This is a genomic window from Stenotrophomonas sp. GD04054 (assembly GCF_029836955.1).
GTDB classification, from domain to species: domain Bacteria; phylum Pseudomonadota; class Gammaproteobacteria; order Xanthomonadales; family Xanthomonadaceae; genus Stenotrophomonas; species Stenotrophomonas maltophilia_A.
Map to the genome: position 1 here is coordinate 78,868 of NZ_JAOECR010000009.1, position 18,126 is coordinate 96,993.

General features: G+C 66.6%; 18 protein-coding genes. 6 read left to right on the forward strand and 12 right to left on the reverse strand.

What is annotated here, in order from left to right:
• Positions 1–206: 206 nt before the first annotated feature.
• Both dnaQ and N7573_RS07020 read right to left on the reverse strand, forming a co-directional pair.
• Entirely contained in the window at positions 207–716 is a 510-nt protein-coding gene (dnaQ, locus tag N7573_RS07015) for a DNA polymerase III subunit epsilon (RefSeq protein WP_279912261.1), read from the reverse strand.
• Between the two features lie 82 nt (positions 717–798).
• Positions 799–1,692 (reverse strand): LysR family transcriptional regulator, encoded by an 894-nt coding sequence (locus N7573_RS07020; RefSeq protein ID WP_279912262.1) that lies wholly within the window; start codon positions 1,690–1,692, stop codon positions 799–801.
• 108 nt (positions 1,693–1,800) lie between these two features.
• Here N7573_RS07020 and N7573_RS07025 point away from each other — a divergent pair, with 108 nt between their 5' ends.
• The 5 genes from N7573_RS07025 to N7573_RS07045 all read left to right on the forward strand — a co-directional run bounded on the left by N7573_RS07025 (position 1,801) and on the right by N7573_RS07045 (position 8,603).
• Positions 1,801–2,190 (forward strand): RidA family protein, encoded by a 390-nt coding sequence (locus N7573_RS07025; protein WP_180837855.1) that lies wholly within the window; start codon positions 1,801–1,803, stop codon positions 2,188–2,190.
• Positions 2,191–2,532: 342 nt separating this feature from the next.
• Positions 2,533–2,868: a hypothetical protein gene (locus tag N7573_RS07030; protein WP_006402574.1), complete on the forward strand. Its 336-nt coding sequence runs from the start codon at positions 2,533–2,535 to the stop codon at positions 2,866–2,868.
• 56 nt (positions 2,869–2,924) lie between these two features.
• The gene (locus tag N7573_RS07035) at positions 2,925–4,178 is read left to right on the forward strand and encodes a TolC family protein (protein ID WP_049462266.1); all 1,254 of its coding nucleotides are present in this window, start codon (positions 2,925–2,927) and stop codon (positions 4,176–4,178) included.
• Positions 4,175–5,380 (forward strand): efflux RND transporter periplasmic adaptor subunit, encoded by a 1,206-nt coding sequence (locus N7573_RS07040; RefSeq protein ID WP_279943110.1) that lies wholly within the window; start codon positions 4,175–4,177, stop codon positions 5,378–5,380. The genes N7573_RS07035 and N7573_RS07040 overlap by 4 nt, the downstream gene beginning before the upstream one ends.
• A gap of 10 nt (positions 5,381–5,390) precedes the next feature.
• On the forward strand, positions 5,391–8,603 hold the full coding sequence (locus N7573_RS07045) for a CusA/CzcA family heavy metal efflux RND transporter (protein ID WP_279913369.1): 3,213 nt from the start codon (positions 5,391–5,393) through the stop codon (positions 8,601–8,603).
• Positions 8,604–8,692: 89 nt separating this feature from the next.
• Here the strand turns inward: N7573_RS07045 and N7573_RS07050 are convergent, their stop codons facing one another.
• From N7573_RS07050 to N7573_RS07095, 10 genes are all read right to left on the reverse strand, one after another.
• Positions 8,693–9,580, reverse strand: a complete 888-nt coding sequence (locus N7573_RS07050) for a hypothetical protein (RefSeq protein WP_180866513.1) — start codon at positions 9,578–9,580, stop codon at positions 8,693–8,695.
• Between the two features lie 29 nt (positions 9,581–9,609).
• A complete protein-coding gene (locus N7573_RS07055; RefSeq protein WP_279913370.1) occupies positions 9,610–11,382 on the reverse strand; it encodes a DUF885 family protein in 1,773 nt (590 codons plus the stop codon).
• Between the two features lie 269 nt (positions 11,383–11,651).
• Positions 11,652–11,999 (reverse strand): lipid-A-disaccharide synthase N-terminal domain-containing protein, encoded by a 348-nt coding sequence (locus N7573_RS07060; RefSeq protein WP_005414908.1) that lies wholly within the window; start codon positions 11,997–11,999, stop codon positions 11,652–11,654.
• Positions 11,999–12,721 (reverse strand): glycosyltransferase family 2 protein, encoded by a 723-nt coding sequence (locus N7573_RS07065; RefSeq protein ID WP_005420380.1) that lies wholly within the window; start codon positions 12,719–12,721, stop codon positions 11,999–12,001. The genes N7573_RS07060 and N7573_RS07065 overlap by 1 nt, the downstream gene beginning before the upstream one ends.
• A gap of 89 nt (positions 12,722–12,810) precedes the next feature.
• The gene (locus N7573_RS07070; protein ID WP_032128475.1) at positions 12,811–13,776 is read right to left on the reverse strand and encodes an NAD-dependent epimerase/dehydratase family protein; all 966 of its coding nucleotides are present in this window, start codon (positions 13,774–13,776) and stop codon (positions 12,811–12,813) included.
• A gap of 46 nt (positions 13,777–13,822) precedes the next feature.
• Complete coding sequence (locus N7573_RS07075) at positions 13,823–14,563, reverse strand: suppressor of fused domain protein (RefSeq protein WP_032128474.1); 741 nt, start codon at positions 14,561–14,563, stop codon at positions 13,823–13,825.
• A gap of 126 nt (positions 14,564–14,689) precedes the next feature.
• Positions 14,690–15,613, reverse strand: a complete 924-nt coding sequence (locus N7573_RS07080; protein WP_032128473.1) for a ParB/RepB/Spo0J family partition protein — start codon at positions 15,611–15,613, stop codon at positions 14,690–14,692.
• Complete coding sequence (locus tag N7573_RS07085; RefSeq protein WP_032128472.1) at positions 15,613–16,410, reverse strand: ParA family protein; 798 nt, start codon at positions 16,408–16,410, stop codon at positions 15,613–15,615. The genes N7573_RS07080 and N7573_RS07085 overlap by 1 nt, the downstream gene beginning before the upstream one ends.
• 112 nt (positions 16,411–16,522) lie before the next feature.
• Positions 16,523–17,161 carry a 16S rRNA (guanine(527)-N(7))-methyltransferase RsmG gene (rsmG, locus tag N7573_RS07090; protein WP_012512505.1) on the reverse strand — a complete coding sequence of 213 codons (639 nt, stop codon included), beginning with the start codon at positions 17,159–17,161 and terminating at the stop codon, positions 16,523–16,525.
• Positions 17,162–17,200: 39 nt separating this feature from the next.
• Positions 17,201–17,800, reverse strand: coding sequence for a 4'-phosphopantetheinyl transferase superfamily protein (locus N7573_RS07095; protein ID WP_279913372.1), 600 nt, complete (start codon positions 17,798–17,800; stop codon positions 17,201–17,203).
• Positions 17,801–17,884: 84 nt separating this feature from the next.
• Between N7573_RS07095 and N7573_RS07100 the strand changes: the two genes are divergently transcribed.
• Positions 17,885–18,126, forward strand: a 242-nt coding sequence (locus N7573_RS07100) for a GlsB/YeaQ/YmgE family stress response membrane protein (RefSeq protein ID WP_279943112.1), incomplete at its 3' end; no start/stop codon positions are given.

Below are 18,126 nucleotides of genomic sequence, written 5' to 3' on the forward strand. Positions count from 1 at the left end.
AGACGGCGGCCTCGATGGTTGCCCACCACACGTCAAGAGAATCAAAGGGTTACGCTGGCGTTGGGCGGCCGGGGACGTGCTCCCGGGGGCGCCGCCCGGTAGAAAACCGGACACAGCGAGCCGCGCATTATGCACGGGTTCAAGCACTTGCGCAAGTTACCCACAGGTTGGGGCTGAACGCGACGGTCGCTCCCTGTAGAACCAGCTCAACGCAGATGCGGAATCACCTGGGCCAGCAGGTGCGCATCCTTCAATGCGCCATGCAGGCCCCGGTTCCCGGGAATGCGAAGGCGCTGCAGCACATCATCCAGCTTATTGCCTTGGCCCGGCCAGCGCCCGCGCGCCAGCTTCAGGCTGCAGGTGATGCGGCAATGCTGGGCCAGCGTGCCGGGGATGCCAGCCAGGCGCAGCTCGTTGTCCAGGAAGCCCACATCGAAGGTGGCGTTGTGCGCGACCATCTCGCTGCCGCGCAGGAACGCCAGCAGTTCGGCGGCCTTGCTGGAGAACAGTGGCTTGCCCACCAGCATCGCATCGCTGATGCCATGCACGCGCTGTGCGCCCCAGTCGACCTTGCGCTGCGGCTGCAGGTAGGTGTGGAACTGGCGCCCGGTGAGCTGGCCATCGATTAGTTCGACGGCACCGATCTCGATCACGCGATGGCCGAGCCGATGGGAGATGCCGGTGGTTTCGGTATCCAGTGCGACGATGCGGCTCATGCGTGACCAGGTTTCCTGTTGCGTGCCGTGGTGATTTTCGCACGTGCAGCCGCGTGAGCGGGTTCGGAAACGTTGCAGATGCTCACCCCAGCACCTCCACCACCCAATCAATGAACACCCGCAGCCGCTGGCTCATGTGCCGGTTCGGCGGGAACATCACATGCATCGGCATCGGTGGCAGTTGCCAGTCCTGCAACACCGGCAACAGCTCGCCACGCGCCACGTGCGGCGCGGCCATGTAGCTGGGCAGCGCCACCACGCCGAGCCCCGCCAACGCAGCCGCCAGATAGGCGTTGCCGTCGTCGAAGCCGACCGTGTAGCGGCCCTGCACCTCGACGCGCTCATCGCCGCGCTGCGCGCTGAACACTCTCGCCCTGCCACTGCGCGGGCTGAGGAAGCCGACCATGTGGTGATCGGGCCCTTCCAGCGCGCGCGGGTCGGTCGGCACGCCGAAGCACTGCACATAGCCCGGGCTGGCGTGGAAGCCGATCGGCAGCGCAGCAAGCGGCCGCGCCACCAGCGCCGGGTCGGCTGGAGTGCCACCACGGATCACGCAATCGACGTTGTCGGCGATGACGTCGACCTCGCGGTCACTCACGCCGATGTCCAGCTGGATCTCCGGGTAGCGCGCCTGGAAATCCGGCAGCGCCGGTACCAGCCGCAGCCGCGCGTAGGGCCCCGGCACATCCACGCGCAGTCGCCCACGCGGCTGCGTGGCCGCGTCGCCCAGCCCGCCCTCCACCTCTTCCAGCTCGGCCAGCAGGCGGGCGATGCGCGGGTAATAGGCCGCGCCATCGGCGGTGACGCTGACCCGGCGCGTGGTGCGGTTGAGCAACCGCAGCCGCAGGTGCGCCTCCAGCTGCTGCACCAGCTGGGTGACCGTGGTGCGGCTGACCTGCAGGGTGTGCGCAGCGCGGGTAAAGCTGCCGGTCTCCACTACCCGGGCAAAGGCCCGCATCGCCTCGAAACGGTCCATGGCTGGCCATGATTGTTTGGAATTGGCAATCAATCTAGGCCGATCATCGCGGTTTATCCAGACAGCGCTGGCGGGGAGGATGGCGTTCTTTCCCACGGGTTCCTTCCCATGTCACAGCGCGATGTCGTTTTCCCCGCCAGCCGCCAGACCCTGTACGAGCGCAACCGCTACTCGCCAGCGATCCGATCCAACGGCTTCCTGTTCGTTTCCGGCCAGGTCGGCAGCCGCGAGGATGGTTCGCCTGAGCCGGACTTCGAAGCGCAGGTGCGCCGCGCCTTCGAAAATCTCAATGCGGTACTGGCTGCCGCCGGCTGCAGCTTCGATGACGTGGTCGACGTGACCGTGTTCCTGGTCGACCCCGAGAAGAACTTCGAGAAGGCGTGGGCGATCGTGCCCGAGTACTGGGGCGAGGCGCCGCACCCGACCCTGACCGGCATCGGCGTGACCTGGCTGTACGGATTCCAGTTCGAGATCAAGGTGATCGCGAAGCTGCCGTGATACGGCTAGTGCCGGCCGCTGGCCGGCAATGTGTCGGAGGTCGAAAAGCGTGTCGACCAAGGTCGACACCTACCAGGGCAGTCGGCGTGACCTGGCTGTACGGGTTCCAGTTCGAGATCAAGGTGATCGCGAAGCTGCCGTGATACGGGTAGTGCCGGCCGCTGGCCGGCAATGTGTCGGAGGTCGAAAAGCGTGTCGACCAAGGTCGACACCTACCAGGGCAGGAGGTCGGCACCTGCCAGAGCTGGCGTGCCCGGCGCACCTGAACGGGAGGTTCCGACGAATTCCCGAGGTGGCCATTGATATTGTATCCGGCGAAAACCGCTTGCTAGCCTCCCCTCCATGCGCCGGATCACCCGCCAACTGCGTACGTACCTGATGATGCTGCTGATGGCGGCATTCGTGGTCGTGCCGGTGGCCGACGCACTGGTGTGTGCGGTGGAACCGCATGCCAGCAGCGCCCATGTCGAATCCCTCGCGGACGATGCAGGCGGTGACAGCGACAGCAAGCACACGGGTGCCTGCACGCATAACCACTGCCACCACTCCACGCTGAGCCTGCCGGCGAACGATTTCGCGGCCTTCGGTACGCCGCTGCCGGCGCGCTGGATGAATGCCGGCGACGTGGCGACCTATGCGGTCGCCCAGGATGAATTGACGCGTCCCCCCCGGGCGTGAGTTGAGCGCGTCCCGCAATCGCGGGCTCCCGTTTCACTCACAACCGGAATCCCCCTATGTCGATCCTGACACCTCGGTCGCCGCGCGCGGCCGGGCTGGTCGTCGCCGTGTTGCTGGGCCTGGCCCCGGCGGCATCGGTGATGGCGCAAGCCGCCCCCTCCTACGACACCCTGCTTGAACGCCTGGACCAGCTGCCCGGTACCCGTGTGGGTACGGCACTGGCCGAGGCCGCCGATGCGCGTGCCGACCAGGCCCGTGCGTTGCCCAATCCTTCCCTCTCCTACTCCGCCGAAAACGCCTGGGGCACCGGCTCCTATGGCGGCATGGGCAAGGCCGATACCGTGCTCACCCTGTCCCAGCCGCTGGAGGTCTGGGGCCAGCGTGGCGCGCGTGTCCGTGCCGCCCGTGCCGAGGCACAGGCTGCCAACCTGCGTGGTGCCCAAAGCCGCAGCGACGTGGCCAGCCAGCTGGCGGTGGTCTACGCACAGGCGGAAAGTGCACTGCGCCGCTACTCCCTGGCCGAAGAGGCGCTGACCCTCACCCGCGATGACGCCAATGCGGTCAACGCGATGGTCAAGCAGGGCCGCGAGCCACAGCTGCGCGCGGTGCAGGCGCAGAGCGAAGTGGCCAATGCCAGCGCTGCGCTGGATGAAGCGCAGGCCTTCCGCGATGCCGCGCTGGCCCGCCTGGCCGGTGCCGCGCTGCTGGATGCACCAGTGCAGTCGATTGACGACAGCCTGCTCGACCGGGCCCCGCCGCTGCCGCGTGGCGCCACCGACGTGGCACTGGCGGTGCGCATCGCCGAAGCCGAAGCCGATGCGGCCGGCAAGCTGGTCGACGTGGAGCGCAAGCGCGCCCTGCCCGACCTCAGTGTCACCGCCGCACAGACCCGCTTCCGCGAAGGCGGCGAGCGTGCCTACAACCTCGGGGTCAGCCTCAGCATCCCGCTGTTCGACCGCAACCGCGGGGGCATCCGCGCCGCCAATGCCGACCAGCGCGCGGCCGAGGCCCGCCTGGACCAGCAGCGCCGCGACAGCGAGGCAGCACGTCTCTCCGCCGTAGCCGGACTGAAAGCCGCCGGAAGCCGGACCCGTGCCGCCGATGAAAGCGTGGTCGCCGCCGAAGAGGCGTATCGCCTGGCCCGCGTCGGCTTCGACGCCGGACGCATCTCGCAGCTGGAACTGCGCAGCACGCGCAGCGCCCTCATCGCCGCCCGCGGCACCGCCGTGGATGCGCGCCTGTCGCGCGTCGGCGCGGAAATCGATCTTGCCCGCCTTGAGGGGCGCGCACCTTTTGTGGAGGCCAAATGACTCTCTCCCGTACTTTCCCGCTGATCGGCGGCGTGCTGCTGACCATGCTGCTGGCCGGCTGCGCTGGCAATGCGCAGACGCCTGCCAATGAAGACCCCGCTGCGGCCAAGGCCGGCACCGACGATGGCCACGGCCATGCCGCCGACAGCAAGGAGGCCAAGGCGGAAACTTCCAAGGCCCCCGCCGACGCCGATGAAGGCGTGGTGCAGCTGACCCAGGAACAGATCAAGGCCTCCGGTATCGAAGTGGTCGCGATCGGTCGCGGTGGCGGTGGCTCGACCCGGCTGTCCGGCAGGGTCGAGCCCACCGTGGGCGCCCGCGCTTCGGTTGCCTCCACGGTGACCGGCCGCGTCGAGCGCGTGCTGGTCGCGCCGGGCACGGCGGTGAAGCAGAACCAGGCACTGGCCATCGTGGTCAGTGGCGAGGCCGCGGTGTTCCGCGCCAATGCGCTGGCCGCCTCGGCCGAAGCCGAGGCCGCGCGCCTGGCCTATGGCCGCGACAAGGCGCTGGTCGACCAGGGTGTGGTCGCCCGCCAGGAACTGGAGGCCTCGCGCGCCCGCTCGCTGGCGGCACAGGCCCAGGCCGCTGCCGCGCAGGCCCAGGCCGCCGCCAACGGTGCGCCCGATGCCAGCGGCCGCGTGCGCATCACCAGCCCGGTGGCCGGCATCGTCGGCAACGTGCAGGTCACCCCGGGCGGCGTGGTCGCTGCCGGCAGCGCGGTGGCCGATGTCGCCGATCCGGCGATGAACGAACTGGTGTTCACCGCGCCGCCCGCGCTGGCCGCACAGGTCACGCCCGGCATGAAGCTGGAAGTGAGCGTGCCGGGTGGCAGCTTCACCGCCACCGTCACCGGGTCGGCCGCTGATGTGCGCCAGCAGGGCGGCGTCGCGGTGATCCGTGCCACGCCGGTGAATGCCGCGCTGCCGCCGGCCGGTTCGCCGGTATCGGCGGTGGTCGTCACCGAAGGCCAGGATGGCTCGCTCAGCGTGCCCGCCGATGCGGTGCAGAACGTCGATGGCAGCAGTGCGGTGTTCGTCGCCGTCGACGGCGGCTTCAAGGCGCAGCCGGTGCTGGCTGGCCGTCGTGCTGGTGACCGTATCGAGATCCTCGGTGGGCTGACCGGCAACGAGCGCATCGTCGGTGCCAATGCCTTCCTGCTCAAGGCCGAACTGGCCAAGGGCGAAGCCGAGCACGGCCACTGAGGAGGCGACCATGTTCAAGCTGATCATTGAAACAGCGGTGCGCCACCGCTGGCTGGTGGTGTTCATGGCTGCGCTGATCGCTGCCGTGGGCCTGTTCCAGCTGGGCAAGCTGCCGATCGACGCGGTGCCGGACATCACCAACCGCCAGGTGCAGATCAACACGGTGGCACCTGCACTGACCCCGGAACAGATCGAGCGGCAGGTGACCTATCCGCTGGAAACCGCGCTGGCCGGCATTCCCGGCCTGACCACCACGCGTTCGCTGTCGCGCAATGGCTTCTCGCAGGTCACCGCGATCTTCACCGATGCGACCGACATCTACTTCGCCCGCCAGCAGGTGGCCGAACGCATGCGCGAGGCATCGGAAGACCTGCCCGATGGCGCGTCGCCGATGCTGTCGCCGGTCACCACCGGCCTCGGTGAAGTGCTGATGTGGACCGTGGACTTCACCACGTTCGATCCGGCCAGGCTGGCCAAGCCCGGTGAAGCGGGTTGGCAGGCCGGCGAGGTCTACCGCACGCCGGAAGGCAATCTGCTGCGTACGCCGGAAGAACGTGCCACCTACCTGCGCACCGTGCAGGACTGGATCATCGCGCCGCAGATGCGTTCCAGCCCGGGGCTGGCCGGCGTCGATACGGTCGGCGGCTACGTCAAGGAATACGGCGTGCATCCGGACAGCGCCCGACTGGCCGCGCACGGCCTCGGCCTGGCCGATCTGGTCACTGCCCTGCAGCGTTCCAACGTGCAGGCCGGTGCTGGTTTCGTGCAGCGTGCCGGCGAAGGCCTGGTGGTGCGTGCCGATGGCCTGGCGCTGACCACCGACGACCTGGCACAGGCCCCGGTGGCCACCCGCAATGGCGTGGTGGTGCGCGTGGCCGATGTGGCCGAGGTCGAGCTGAGCCGCGCGCCACGCCTGGGTGCGGCCAGCCGCAACGGCCATGAAGCCGTGCTGGGCACCGCGCTGATGATCGCCGGCGGCAACAGCCGCACCGTGGCCCAGGCCGCCGCCGCGCGCCTGGAACAGGTGAACAAGTCGCTGCCGGCCGACATCGTGGCGGCACCGGTGCTGGACCGCAGCGTGCTGGTCAATTCCACCATCAAGACCGTGGCCAAGAACCTCACCGAGGGTGCGCTGCTGGTGGTGGTGGTGCTGTTCCTGCTGCTGGGCAACCTGCGTGCGGCAACGATCACCGCGCTGGTGATTCCGCTGTCGTTCCTGTTCGCAGTTATCGGCATGAACCGCTTCGGCATCAGCGGCAACCTGATGAGCCTGGGTGCGCTGGACTTCGGCATCCTGGTGGACGGTGCGGTGATCGTGGTCGAGTCGACGCTGTTGATGCTGGGCCAGCGCCGCGCCGAACTGGGCCGTGCATTGACCGCGATGGAACGCCTGCGCGTGGCCGCTGATTCGGCGCGCAAAATGGCACGCCCGGCGGCCTTCGGGCAGCTGATCATCCTGCTGGTGTTCGCGCCGATCCTTACCCTGGAAGGCGTGGAGGGCAAGACGTTCCACCCGATGGCGGCCACCTTCATGCTGGCCCTGGTCGGTGCCTTCATCTTCTCCTTCACCTTCGTGCCGGCGATGGCCGCACTGCTGGTGCGCGAGCCCAAGGTGAAGGACGGCGATACACATGCTGACGATGGCGAGCACGAAACCAAGCTGATCCGCGTGCTGCGTGCGCGCATCGAGCCGGTGGTGCGCAAGGCCGTGGCGCATCCGCGCACGGTGCTGGCCGGTGCCGTGATGATGGTGGTGGTGGGCATCGGTTCGTTCTCGCTGCTGGGCCGCGAGTTCATGCCGACGCTGGACGAAGGCAACGTGGCGATGCAGGCCCTGCGCGTGCCGTCGACCTCGCTGGAGCAGTCGCTGGCGATGCAGCTGGCACTGGAAAAGGCAATTGCCAAGCAGCCGGAAGTAGAAACCGTGTTCTCGCGCACCGGTACCGCCGAGGCGGCGATCGACCCGATGCCGACCAACATCTCCGACAGCGTGATCGTGCTGAAGCCACGCAAGGACTGGCCGGATCCGAAGCTGGGCAAGGACGCGCTGGTGGCACGCTTCGAAACGCTGGCCGGGCAGCAGCTGGGCAACAGCTTCGAGTTCAGCCAGCCGATCGAGCTGCGCTTCAACGAACTGATCTCCGGCGTGCGTACCGACCTGGCGGTGATGATCTTCGGCGATGACTTCAGCCAGCTGCAGAAGGTGGCCGACCAGGTGGCGCTGAAGCTGCGTTCGGTGGAGGGCGCGGCCGACGTGCGGGTGGAACAGATCTCCGGCCTGCCCACGCTCAATGTGGCCATCGACCACGTGGCGGCGGCGCAGTACGGCCTGACTGCCGCGGACGTGAGTGATGCGCTGTCCACCGGCATTGGTGGCACGGCGGCCGGCAAGATCTTCGAAGGTGATCGCCGCTTCAACGTGGTGGTGCGCCTGGACGATGCCTCGCGCAACGATCCGGACCAGTTGGCGTCGTTGCCGATTGCTACGCCATCGGGGCTGGTGATTCCTCTGTCGTCGGTCGCGCGCATCACGGTCAGCGAAGGGCCCAACCAGATCAGCCGCAACAACGGCAGCCGCCGCGTGGTGGTGCAGGCCAACGTGCGTGGCCGCGACCTGGGCGGCTTCGTCGGCGAAGCGCAGGCCGCGGTGGCCGACGTGGCACTGCCGCCGGGTGCCTACCTGACCTGGGGTGGCCAGTTCGAGAACCTGCAGCGCGCGGAGAAGCGGCTGGCGACGGTGGTACCGGTGGTATTCCTGCTGATCGGCAGCCTGCTGTTCATGGCCCTGCGCAGCGGCAAGGAAGCCATTCTGGTGTTCAGCTGCGTGCCGTTGGCGCTGGTCGGCGGCATCCTCGCGCTGCTGCTGCGTGGCATGCCGTTCTCGGTGTCGGCGGCGGTCGGCTTCATCGCCGTCTCCGGCGTGGCCACCTTGAACGGCCTGGTGCTGATGCAGGCGATCCGTGAGCGCCTGGATGCCGGCGACCTGCCGCTGCAGGCGGCGATCAACGGTGCATCGAGCCGCATCCGCGCGGTGCTGACCACGGCGCTGGTGGCGATCGTCGGCTTCATTCCGATGGCGATCGCCAGCGGTTCCGGTGCGGAAGTGCAGAAGCCGCTGGCCACGGTGGTGATCGGTGGCCTGATCACCGCCACCGTGCTGACCCTGCTGGTGCTGCCGACCTTTGCAGCACGGGTGGCCAAGCCGCGGGCCGAGCGCCACTAGGTTTGGTACCGGAATTGGTATGCGGTAAGACGTGCGCTTGCCGCATACCTACTTACGGACTCTCGACAGTAAAGCCGGCAGCTTGGCCGTCAAGCATAGATCGCGATTGGCAGCACCTGTATCGCAGGGCCTTCAATCTGCCAGCGCACTTCCGGCATCGAGAACCCATGTTCGCTTCCGAGCCCTCTAAACATGTCGCTGAGGCTTTCACGGAGGTGCCGAGGAAGATTTGATAGCACATTGTTTCTGATGAGACTTATTGAATCACTTGGATCTGAAACACTGCGTATTACCTTGCCAAGGACCTTAAATCTGCCATCGACCAAGTCGGACATCATCGGATCATTCAGCGATGACTTTTCAAGTGTGACGACAGCCGTGACTCCAGCGCTGGATTTGCTAGTGATCAAGTCAATTGTATTTCCTGACTTCAGGCTCTCCGAGAAACCATCAATTTGAACTTTTAACCTCTTGTTCTCATTGATCGAACTACCGCCCTTTCCTTTCGGACTCTGCTTAGGGGAGTCATCAAATAGGACTGCAATGTCCATGATCCTAGACATCCCATCAATAGCCTCGAGAACGGGATTCTTCAGAAGAGAGGCCTCAAACTCAATGAATTCTCCTGACCTCGGTTCGCAACCATCCTCCAGACTTGAGATGGCACCTCTTTCATTCAGGCTGTTTCTTAGCTGGTAAAGAAGCGAGGCGGGAGTGTGCACCCTTTCTTCCGATATTTCTTCTTCCACCGCTCGCGACCCCGAACTACTCCTTTTCCCGGAGAGATCCACCTTGAGAAGGCTGGCAAGTGCTTCGCTCAGTGCAAATGACGCACCGATCTCTCTTTTAACATCATGAGATTTGCTGCTTGTTTGAGAAACGGCCCTCACAGTGCTAAGCCCACCTTGTAGCATTGCAAGTAAATCGAAAACCAGTCTTTGATTGAGATAGACCGGAACGAGAAGTTGCTTGTCCATTTTTTATCCATTTTTCAGTAAAGGGACAATCAGGCCTTCTTGCGTTCGGCGATGTAGGCTTGGATCTGCTGTTCCAGCACCGGCAGGGGCACCGAGCCCTGCTTGAGCAGGGTGTCGTGGAAGCCCTTGATGTCGAACTTGTCGCCCAGCTCCTTCTCGGCCTGCGCGCGCAGGCGCACGATGGCGATCTCGCCCAGCTTGTAGCTCAGCGCCTGGCCCGGCCAGGAAATGTAGCGGTCCACTTCGGTGGTCACTTCATGCTCGCTCAGCGCGGTGTGGTCACGCAGGTAGGCCAAGGCCTGCTCGCGAGTCCAGCCCTTGCTGTGCACGCCGGTATCGATCACCAGACGCGTGGCGCGCCACATTTCGTAGGTCAAGCGGCCGAAATCCTCGTACGGGGTTTCGTAGATACCCATCTCCACGCCCAGCTTCTCGCAGTACAGCGCCCAGCCTTCGCCGTAGGCGGAGATGTAGGCGTTGCGGCGGAACTCGGGCAGGTTCTTCTGCTCGGCGGCGATGGCACCCTGCAGCGCGTGGCCCGGATCGGATTCATGCAGGGTCAGCGCCGGCAGGTTGTACAGCGGGCGCGACGGCAGGTTGTAGGTGTTGAGCCAGTAGGTGCCCATGCCACCGCGGCCGGCGGTCCAGAACGGTGCAATGTCCGGCGGCACCGGCACGATGGTGAAGCGCGCGCGCGGCAACGTCATGTACTTGCCGAGCTGACCATCGGCCCGCTTGGAGATCCATGCGGCGCGCGACAGCAGCTCTTCCGGCGTCTTGGCATAGAACTGCGGATCGGTACGCAGGAAGGTCAGGAACTCGGCGAAGCTGCCTTTGAACTTCACCTGCTTGATGATGTCGTTCATTTCCTTCTGGATGCGTGCGACTTCATCCAGACCGATGCGATGGATCTCGTCCGGCGACAGGTCCAGCGTGGTGTATTCGTGGATCTGCTGCTTGTAGTACGCCTTGCCGCCCGGCATCGCTTCGGCGGCCAGCGTGGTGCGCGCCTGAGGCACGTATTCGTTGACGAAGAAGGTGCGCAGCTGCTGGAACGCCGGCACCACCTTGCCGCTGATCGCTTCACGCACCTGCGCCTGCAGCCTGGTCTGTTCGGCGGCCGGGATGCTGTTGGGCAGCTTCTTGAACGGCGCGTACAGCGGCGACTCGGTGGGATCCATCAGCTCGGCGACGGTGGCGATGGACACTTCGCGGCCATCGAGCACCGCGCGCGGCACGCTGAAACCTCGCTTCAGGCCGGCGCGCATGTTTTCGGTCTGCTGGCCGAAGTAACGCGGTACATCGTTCAGGCGTGCGATGTAGTTCTGGTAGTCCTGCACGGTCTTCATCTCGCGCCGGGCCATGAAGGACAGGTTGGACCAGAACGAGGAGTCGGCGTTGAACGGCATCTCGTAGCCACGCAGGCGCACTTCTTCGGCCAGGTTGAACACCTGATCGCGGTAGATCGCGTAGTTGATCTGGTTGTCGGGCGAGAGCGTCTTCGGGTCGATCTTCTTCAGTGCAGCCAGGGTCTCGTCCCACACCTTCAGGCGCGCCTGCTGCGCGGCCGGGCCGACGTCGGGCATGCGGGTGGCGTTGGCTGGCGCGTCTTCGTCCTCGCTGGCCTCACCACCGCCCTGCTGGCGCCACTTCCATTCCTTCTCGTACAGCGCGCGGAAGGCGGCATCGGCGGGCGATTCGGTGGCCACGCTGGCCGGTGCGGCGGCGGCGGGCGGCGCGGCCAGGGCTACGGCAGGGGCGGACAGGGCGATCAGCAGGGCAACGGCAAGACGGGTTTTCACGAGCACAGGTTCCCGGGAAGGCAGACCCCGATGATGGCACCGCCCACGGCCCGTGGCATGGGACGAAGGTCCTGCCTGCGCAGCAGGCCGGGGCCCCGGTAGCGGCCAACCTTGGTTGGCGCTGGATTTCCCCGTGTGCCAACCAAGGTTGGCAGCTACCAGGCACGGTAGCCAGGCAAGCAGTAGATCCACGCCATGCGTGGATGGGCCGGGCCCGGATACATATCTGCCGACCAAGGTCGGCAGCTACCGGATGAGGCCCCGAAGACCTAGTGGCTGGCCTTGTCCCGCTTCCAGCCCCGGTGCTTGATGTCCAGCTGCAGGCTGTACAGCGCGGTGAACGCCGGGAACAGGTTCTGCAGCACGCCCACCGAGTCCTGCTTGGCCGAGAACAGGAAGTAGCTCAGCGTCATCAGGCTGCCGACCACGCTCATGTACCAGAACAGGCGCGGGATCACCGGCTTGCCCGCACGCTTGGACGCGATGAACTGGACCAGCCAGCGGCCGCCGAACATCAGCGCGCCGGTGTAGCCGATCAGCTTCCAGCCGGTCACATGCAGGCCGGTCCAGTACAACCAGGTCAGCGGCTGGTCGAGCCAATGCAGCTCCAGATCCATCAACGCTCCTCCACCGCGGTGCGCTTGCTGCGGGTGATCAGCCAGGCCACGCCACGCAGGTCACGGATGCCGACCAGGGCGCGGCCGAGGTTGTTGTACTTGGAGACACCGGCGGTACGGTGGCGGTGGTTGACCGGCACGCTGGTGGTCTTCCAGCCGGCGCGCTGCATCAGCGCCGGCAGGTAGCGGTGCATGTGGTCGAAATACGGCAGGTCGAGGAACGCGCTGCGCTCGAACAGCTTGATGCCGCAGCCGGTATCGGGCGTATCGTCGCGCAGCATGCGTGCACGGATGGCGTTGGCCCACTTGCTGGCCCATCGCTTGCTGCCGCTGTCCTGACGGTTGACGCGCCAGCCGGCAAACAGCTTCACCTGCGCCTCGGCCGCATCGCGCGCCGCCAGCAGCTTGGGAATGTCGGCCGGATCATTCTGCCCGTCGCCATCCAGGGTCGCGATCCACGGCGCACGTGCGTGCTTGACGCCGGTGCGCACGGCGGTGCTCTGCCCGCTCTGGTTCACATGGTGCAGCACCCGCAGTTCCGGGGTGGTCGCCTTCAGGCCCTGCAGCACCGCCAGGGTGTCATCGCGCGAGTGGTCGTCGATGTAGACGATCTCGAACGGAAGCCGCCCACGCAGTGCGGCGGTGATTTCGGCAACCAGCGGGGCGACATTGTCGCGTTCGTTGAACACCGGGACGACAACGGAAAGCTCGGGTTGGCTCATAAGGCACTCGGCCAAAGGGGGACAAAGACCGCGCATTCTCCGAAGCCGAGGTTATCCGAAGATGAATCCGGCTGTGTGAGGATCCCTCCTCAGGCGCGGTCGCCAAAATACTCGCGGCACCACTGCACGACGGGGGGCAACCCTGCTTCGATCGGGGTCACCGCGTCGAAGCCGAATGCGTCATGGGCGCGCCGGGTATCGGCCATCGTGCGCACCATGTCGCCCGGCTGCATCGGCTTGTAGACCTTCTGCGCGGGGCGACCGGCGGCCTGCTCGATCACGCTGATGAAGCGCTCCAGCTCGACCGGCGTATGGTTGCCGAGGTTGAACACCCGGTGCGGTACCGGACCATCGGCCGGATGCGCGAGCGCGCCGAGAATACCGGACACGATGTCGGAGACATGTGTGAAGTCGCGCTGCATGCGGCCTTCGTTGAACACGTCGATCGGCCGCCCGGCCAGCACCGCGCGCGAGAACAGCAACGGTGCCATGTCCGGCCGGCCCCACGGGCCATACACGGTGAAGAAGCGCAGGCCGGTGGCATGCAGGCCGTACAGCTGCGCGTAGGTGTAGGCCATCAGCTCGTTGGCCGCCTTGGTGGCCGCATACAGCGAGCGCGGCTGGTCCACGCGCTGGTCCTCGGAGAACGGCGGCGTGGCCGAATCACCGTAGACCGAGCTGCTCGACGCATACACCAGATGCTGCACGCCACGGTGGCGGCACAGCTCGAGCATGTTGACGAAGCCGACCAGATTGCTGTCGACGTAGGCCTGCGGGTTTTCCAGCGAATAGCGCACGCCGGCCTGTGCAGCCAGATGGATCACCGCGGTCGGCTTCACCTCGTCGAACAGCGCCGCCAGGCCTTCGCGATCGGTCAGGTCGAGCGTGCGCAGGTCCAGCGCCGGGCACAGCGCGGCCACGCGGTCGCGCTTGATCTGCGGGTCGTAGTAGTCGTTGAAGTTGTCCAGGCCGACCACCGGCTGGCCCGCCTCCAGCAGCGCGCGGGCGGTGTAGGCACCGATGAAGCCGGCAGCGCCGGTAAGCAGGATGGTCATGGCAGGGGCCCGGAAGCAGAAATTCAGGCCCCTGATGTTACCGGTCTCAGAACAAACCGAAACGCTTCCTGGCGACGTTGACCCGGCCCGGCTCGATCACATCGTTGATCTGCTTCGCATCGAAGCGGTCGAGCAGGGCGTCGGCGCCCTTCTTCAGCTTCAGGTCCATCTCTTCCGGATACAGCGGAACCAGGCTCATGAAGCTGATGGTCCTGCCATCCTCCAGCTCCAGCGTGGCGAAGTCCTCCGGAGCAGTCACCGGCATCAGCACGATGGCACCGTCGAAGCCTGCTCCGGGCGCATAAGGTTCGCTGGGATGGCCGTTGGGAATGGTGTGGCCGAAGCCCAGCCACGTGTCGTACTCGTGCGGCAGCCGCGCCATGCCCTTCAGCAGGCGCACCGGCCAGTAATTGCGCTCGTCCTCGAAGGCGTCCTGGGACATCGGCCAGTCGGCCGGCAGGGTCACCATCAGCTCCATGTAGCGCGGCACATCCGCGTCCACGTCGGCGGGCACGGTCATCGGCAGGTCGCTCATGCCGGAGGTGACCAGGCGCAGGTACGGGCAGTGGTCATTGGCCGGCACCACGTGCACGTCAATGTGCACCAGGTCGGAAATGAGTTCGTGCAGGACCGTCGCGATCGGTCCGAGATGGCGCTCGATATGGCCGCTGATCGCTTCGATGTGCTGCTCTTCGCCGATGGCGAGCACAAAGTCCTTTTCGCGCCGGTGCCTCAGTATCTGGGTACCGTCCGGGCTGACGTCCTCGTACTCGTATTCGTTGCTCATGTCCTGCTCCCTGGATGAGGCCACAGACCGGAGAGCAGTGCATCCCCCGGCGCGCGCGGCGGTGCGTTCCCTGTCAATTACAGGACGCGGCAGGAACAGGCCGCCCCCCCTGTCTTTGCGCCGGGCTCAGCCCTGGCGCGTACGCAGCTTTTCCAGCACGCCGTCCAGGGTATCCAGGTCGGTGTAATGGATGATCAGCTTGCCCTTGCCACCGCGGCCGTGGCTGATCGCCACCTTGGCCCCCAGCGATTCGGACAGCTCGGTTTCCAGCGAGGCGATGTCGGCCTGCTGCACCTTCGGCGCGGCCACCGGGCGATTGCTGGGCACCTTGCCGGCGGCGAAGGCCTGCGCACGGCGCTCGACCTCGCGCACCGACCAGCCTTCATCGGCCGCTTCCTGCGCCAGCTTGCCGGCCAGCTCGGGGGCCAGGGTCAGCAGCGCGCGGGCATGGCCCATTTCCAGGCGGCGGGTTTCCAGCAGCAGGCGGATTGCCACCGGCAGCTCCAGCAGGCGCAGCAGGTTGGACACCGCCGCACGCGAGCGGCCGACGGCCTCGGCAGCCTCGGCATGGGTCAGGGTGAATTCGCTGATCAGGCGCTGCAGCGCTTCGGCTTCTTCCAGCGGGTTGAGGTCTTCGCGCTGGATGTTCTCGATCAGCGCCATCGCGATGACGGTGCGGTCTTCCAGCTCGCGCACCACCACCGGCACTTCGTCCAGGCCGGCCAGCTGCGATGCGCGCCAACGGCGTTCACCGGCGACGATCTCGTAGTTGCCTGCCGGCAGCTGGCGCACCAGGATCGGCTGGATCACGCCCTGCGACTTGATCGAGTCGGCCAGCTCGGACAGCTTGCCCTCGTCCATCTCGCGACGCGGCTGGTACTTGCCCGGCTGCAGCTGGCCCACGGCCAGCTTGCGCAGCACCTCACCCGGCAGCGGCTCGATCACCGCGGTGGTGGCCTGCACCTGGCTGACCGCCCCCTTGGGACCGAGCAGGGCATCCAGGCCACGGCCGAGGCCTCGCTTCTTGGCTGCCGGCTTGCTGCTGGTCATCAGACGGTCTCCACGGCCTTGGCGGCCTTGTTGCGTTCGTTGTTGCGGCGGATGATCTCGCCGGCCAGGCCCAGGTAGGCCACGCCACCGCGCGAGGCACGGTCGTAGCCGACGATGCTCTGGCCATGGCTGGGTGCCTCGGCCAGGCGCACGTTGCGCGGCACGATGGTGCGGAACACGCGGTCGCCGAAGTGCTCGGTGAGCTCGGCCGAGACCGCATTGGCCAGGTTGTTGCGCACATCGAACATGGTGCGCAGCACGCCTTCGATCTCCAGCGCCGGGTTGAGGTTGGCACGCAGCGCCTCGATGGTTTCCACCAGCGCGCTCAGGCCTTCCAGTGCGTAGTACTCGCACTGCATCGGTACGATCACCGAATCGGCGGCGGCCAGCGCGTTGAGCGTCAGCAGCGACAGCGCCGGCGGGCAGTCGATCAGGATGTAGTCGTACTCGTCGCGGATCGGTGCCAGCGCGCGCTTCAGGCGCTGCTCGCGCTCGCTCTGCGCCATCAGCTGGATCTCGGCCGCAGTCAGGTCGATGTTACCCGGCAGCAGGTCGTAGCCTTCGGCCGTCTGCACGCGCACATCGGCGGCGCTGGACTCGCCCAGCAGCAGATCGTAGGTGGAGGAGACCAGCTCGCGCTTGTCCACGCCACTACCCATGGTAGCGTTGCCCTGCGAATCCAGGTCGACCAACAGCACGCGCTTGGGTGCGTTGGCCAGGGAAGCGGCCAGGTTGACGGCGGTCGTGGTCTTGCCGACGCCACCCTTCTGGTTGGCGATGGCGATGATGCGGGCCATGCGGGTGTGCCTCGTCGACGTGTGCTGGGACCGGTCATTATGCGTACAACCGGGCCCTTGCGGAAATCGTGGATCGCCAACCTCTTGTTCCACAAGGGGCTGGCGACGGGAATCAGGGACCTGTAACAGTGACCAGGTGGCGTTCGCCGGCCAGGCCGGGCACGCTCAACGGGGTCACCTCGCGCACCTGCCAGCCAGCCGGCAGCTCCGCGATCTCTTCATGCGGGTAGACGCCCTTCATGGCCAACAGCACGCCGCCGGGGCGCAACAGATGGCCACCGACGCGGACGATGCCGGCCAGGGTATCCATCGCACGCGCGGTCAGCTGGTCGTAGTGGCCAGCTTCGTCCAGCGCCTCGGCGCGCGATTCGGCCACGCGGGCATTGCCCAGACCGAGCTGGCGCACGGCCTCGCGCATGAAGCGCGCCTTCTTGCCGTTGCTCTCCACCAGGGTGACCTGCAGGCCCGGGCAGGCGATCGCCAGCGGGATGCCGGGCAAGCCGGGGCCGGTGCCGAGGTCGGCCAGGCTGCCGTCAGCCACGAACGGCTGCATCGCCAGCGAGTCGAGCAGGTGACGGGTGACCATCTCCTGCGGGTCGCGGATGGCGGTGAGGTTGTAGGTGCCGTTCCAGCGGTGCAGCAGGGCCAGGTAGCGCAGCAGCGGCGGCGCCAGCGCGGCGTCCAGGCCCATGCTGGCCAGGCCCTGTTCCAGCGTGGCAGCCACGCTGGCGGGAAGTGGGTGTTCGCTCATGCCGCCATTATCGCCGGTTTTGCGCGCTGATTCCCCGCTTCAGTGTGGATACCAGGCCAATGCCGCACGGAACTGGCCGGTGGCCTGCCATTCGTGCAGGTGCCAGCGCGCGGCCTCGCCCAGTTCCGGGTCGCACCAGCGCAGGTGCAGGGCGCCATCGGCCCCCGGTGCCAACTGCAGGCGGTGCAGGCCGAACGAGATGCCCTGCCCGTGCGCCTTCAGGATGGCCTCCTTGACGCACCACACGCGGAAGAACCAGTGCTCGCGCCCGGCCTCGTCCAGGCTTTCCAGCCAGGCCACTTCCTCGGGGTGGAAGAAGCGCTGCACGATTTCCAGAAGACGCGGCCGCGGCCGCAGCAGTTCCAGGTCCACGCCCAACCGCACGCCCTCGCCCAGCGCCACCAGCAGCACCTCGCCGCTGTGGCTCCAGCCGGTGCCGTAGTGGGCCAACGCGCCGCTCAGCTCCGGCCGGCCCTTGTCATCGCGGACCAGCGGCAGCGTGTCCGGGTCGGCGCCCAGCCCCTGCGCCAGCACCTGCCGCGCCTGCGGTTCGCCGCGCTGGCCCGGCACGTGCGGGCGCCGCCAGACCGTCACCGGACCGAAGCGCCACGGGCCGTCGAGGGTGGCTGGCAGGCTCATCCGCACGCGCCCATCACGCAATTCCACGACGGGTTCACGGCCGTGCGCGTCAACTGGTCACAGTTCCCCACCGGAGGTTCGATCATGGGCATCATCATCTGGCTGATCGTCGGCGGCATCGTAGGCTGGCTGGCCAGCATCATCATGAAGCGCGATGCCCAGCAGGGCATCATCCTCAACATCGTGGTCGGCATCGTCGGCGCGCTGATTTCCGGCTGGCTGTTCGGCGGCGGCATCAACGAAGCGATCACCATCCGCACCTTCCTGTTCTCGCTGATCGGTGCGGTGATCCTGCTGGCGATCGTCAACCTGTTCACCCGCAAGAG

Coding starts and splice junctions, on each gene's coding strand:
- dnaQ (WP_279912261.1), bottom strand. CDS start 716: ATGAGCCGCATCGTCGCACTGGATACCGAAACCACCGGCATCTCCCAT.
- N7573_RS07020 (WP_279912262.1), bottom strand. CDS start 1,692: ATGGACCGTTTCGAGGCGATGCGGGCCTTTGCCCGGGTAGTGGAGACC.
- N7573_RS07025 (WP_180837855.1), top strand. CDS start 1,801: ATGTCACAGCGCGATGTCGTTTTCCCCGCCAGCCGCCAGACCCTGTAC.
- N7573_RS07030 (WP_006402574.1), top strand. CDS start 2,533: ATGCGCCGGATCACCCGCCAACTGCGTACGTACCTGATGATGCTGCTG.
- N7573_RS07035 (WP_049462266.1), top strand. CDS start 2,925: ATGTCGATCCTGACACCTCGGTCGCCGCGCGCGGCCGGGCTGGTCGTC.
- N7573_RS07040 (WP_279943110.1), top strand. CDS start 4,175: ATGACTCTCTCCCGTACTTTCCCGCTGATCGGCGGCGTGCTGCTGACC.
- N7573_RS07045 (WP_279913369.1), top strand. CDS start 5,391: ATGTTCAAGCTGATCATTGAAACAGCGGTGCGCCACCGCTGGCTGGTG.
- N7573_RS07050 (WP_180866513.1), bottom strand. CDS start 9,580: ATGGACAAGCAACTTCTCGTTCCGGTCTATCTCAATCAAAGACTGGTT.
- N7573_RS07060 (WP_005414908.1), bottom strand. CDS start 11,999: ATGGATCTGGAGCTGCATTGGCTCGACCAGCCGCTGACCTGGTTGTAC.
- N7573_RS07065 (WP_005420380.1), bottom strand. CDS start 12,721: ATGAGCCAACCCGAGCTTTCCGTTGTCGTCCCGGTGTTCAACGAACGC.
- N7573_RS07070 (WP_032128475.1), bottom strand. CDS start 13,776: ATGACCATCCTGCTTACCGGCGCTGCCGGCTTCATCGGTGCCTACACC.
- N7573_RS07075 (WP_032128474.1), bottom strand. CDS start 14,563: ATGAGCAACGAATACGAGTACGAGGACGTCAGCCCGGACGGTACCCAG.
- N7573_RS07080 (WP_032128473.1), bottom strand. CDS start 15,613: ATGACCAGCAGCAAGCCGGCAGCCAAGAAGCGAGGCCTCGGCCGTGGC.
- N7573_RS07085 (WP_032128472.1), bottom strand. CDS start 16,410: ATGGCCCGCATCATCGCCATCGCCAACCAGAAGGGTGGCGTCGGCAAG.
- rsmG (WP_012512505.1), bottom strand. CDS start 17,161: ATGAGCGAACACCCACTTCCCGCCAGCGTGGCTGCCACGCTGGAACAG.
- N7573_RS07095 (WP_279913372.1), bottom strand. CDS start 17,800: ATGAGCCTGCCAGCCACCCTCGACGGCCCGTGGCGCTTCGGTCCGGTG.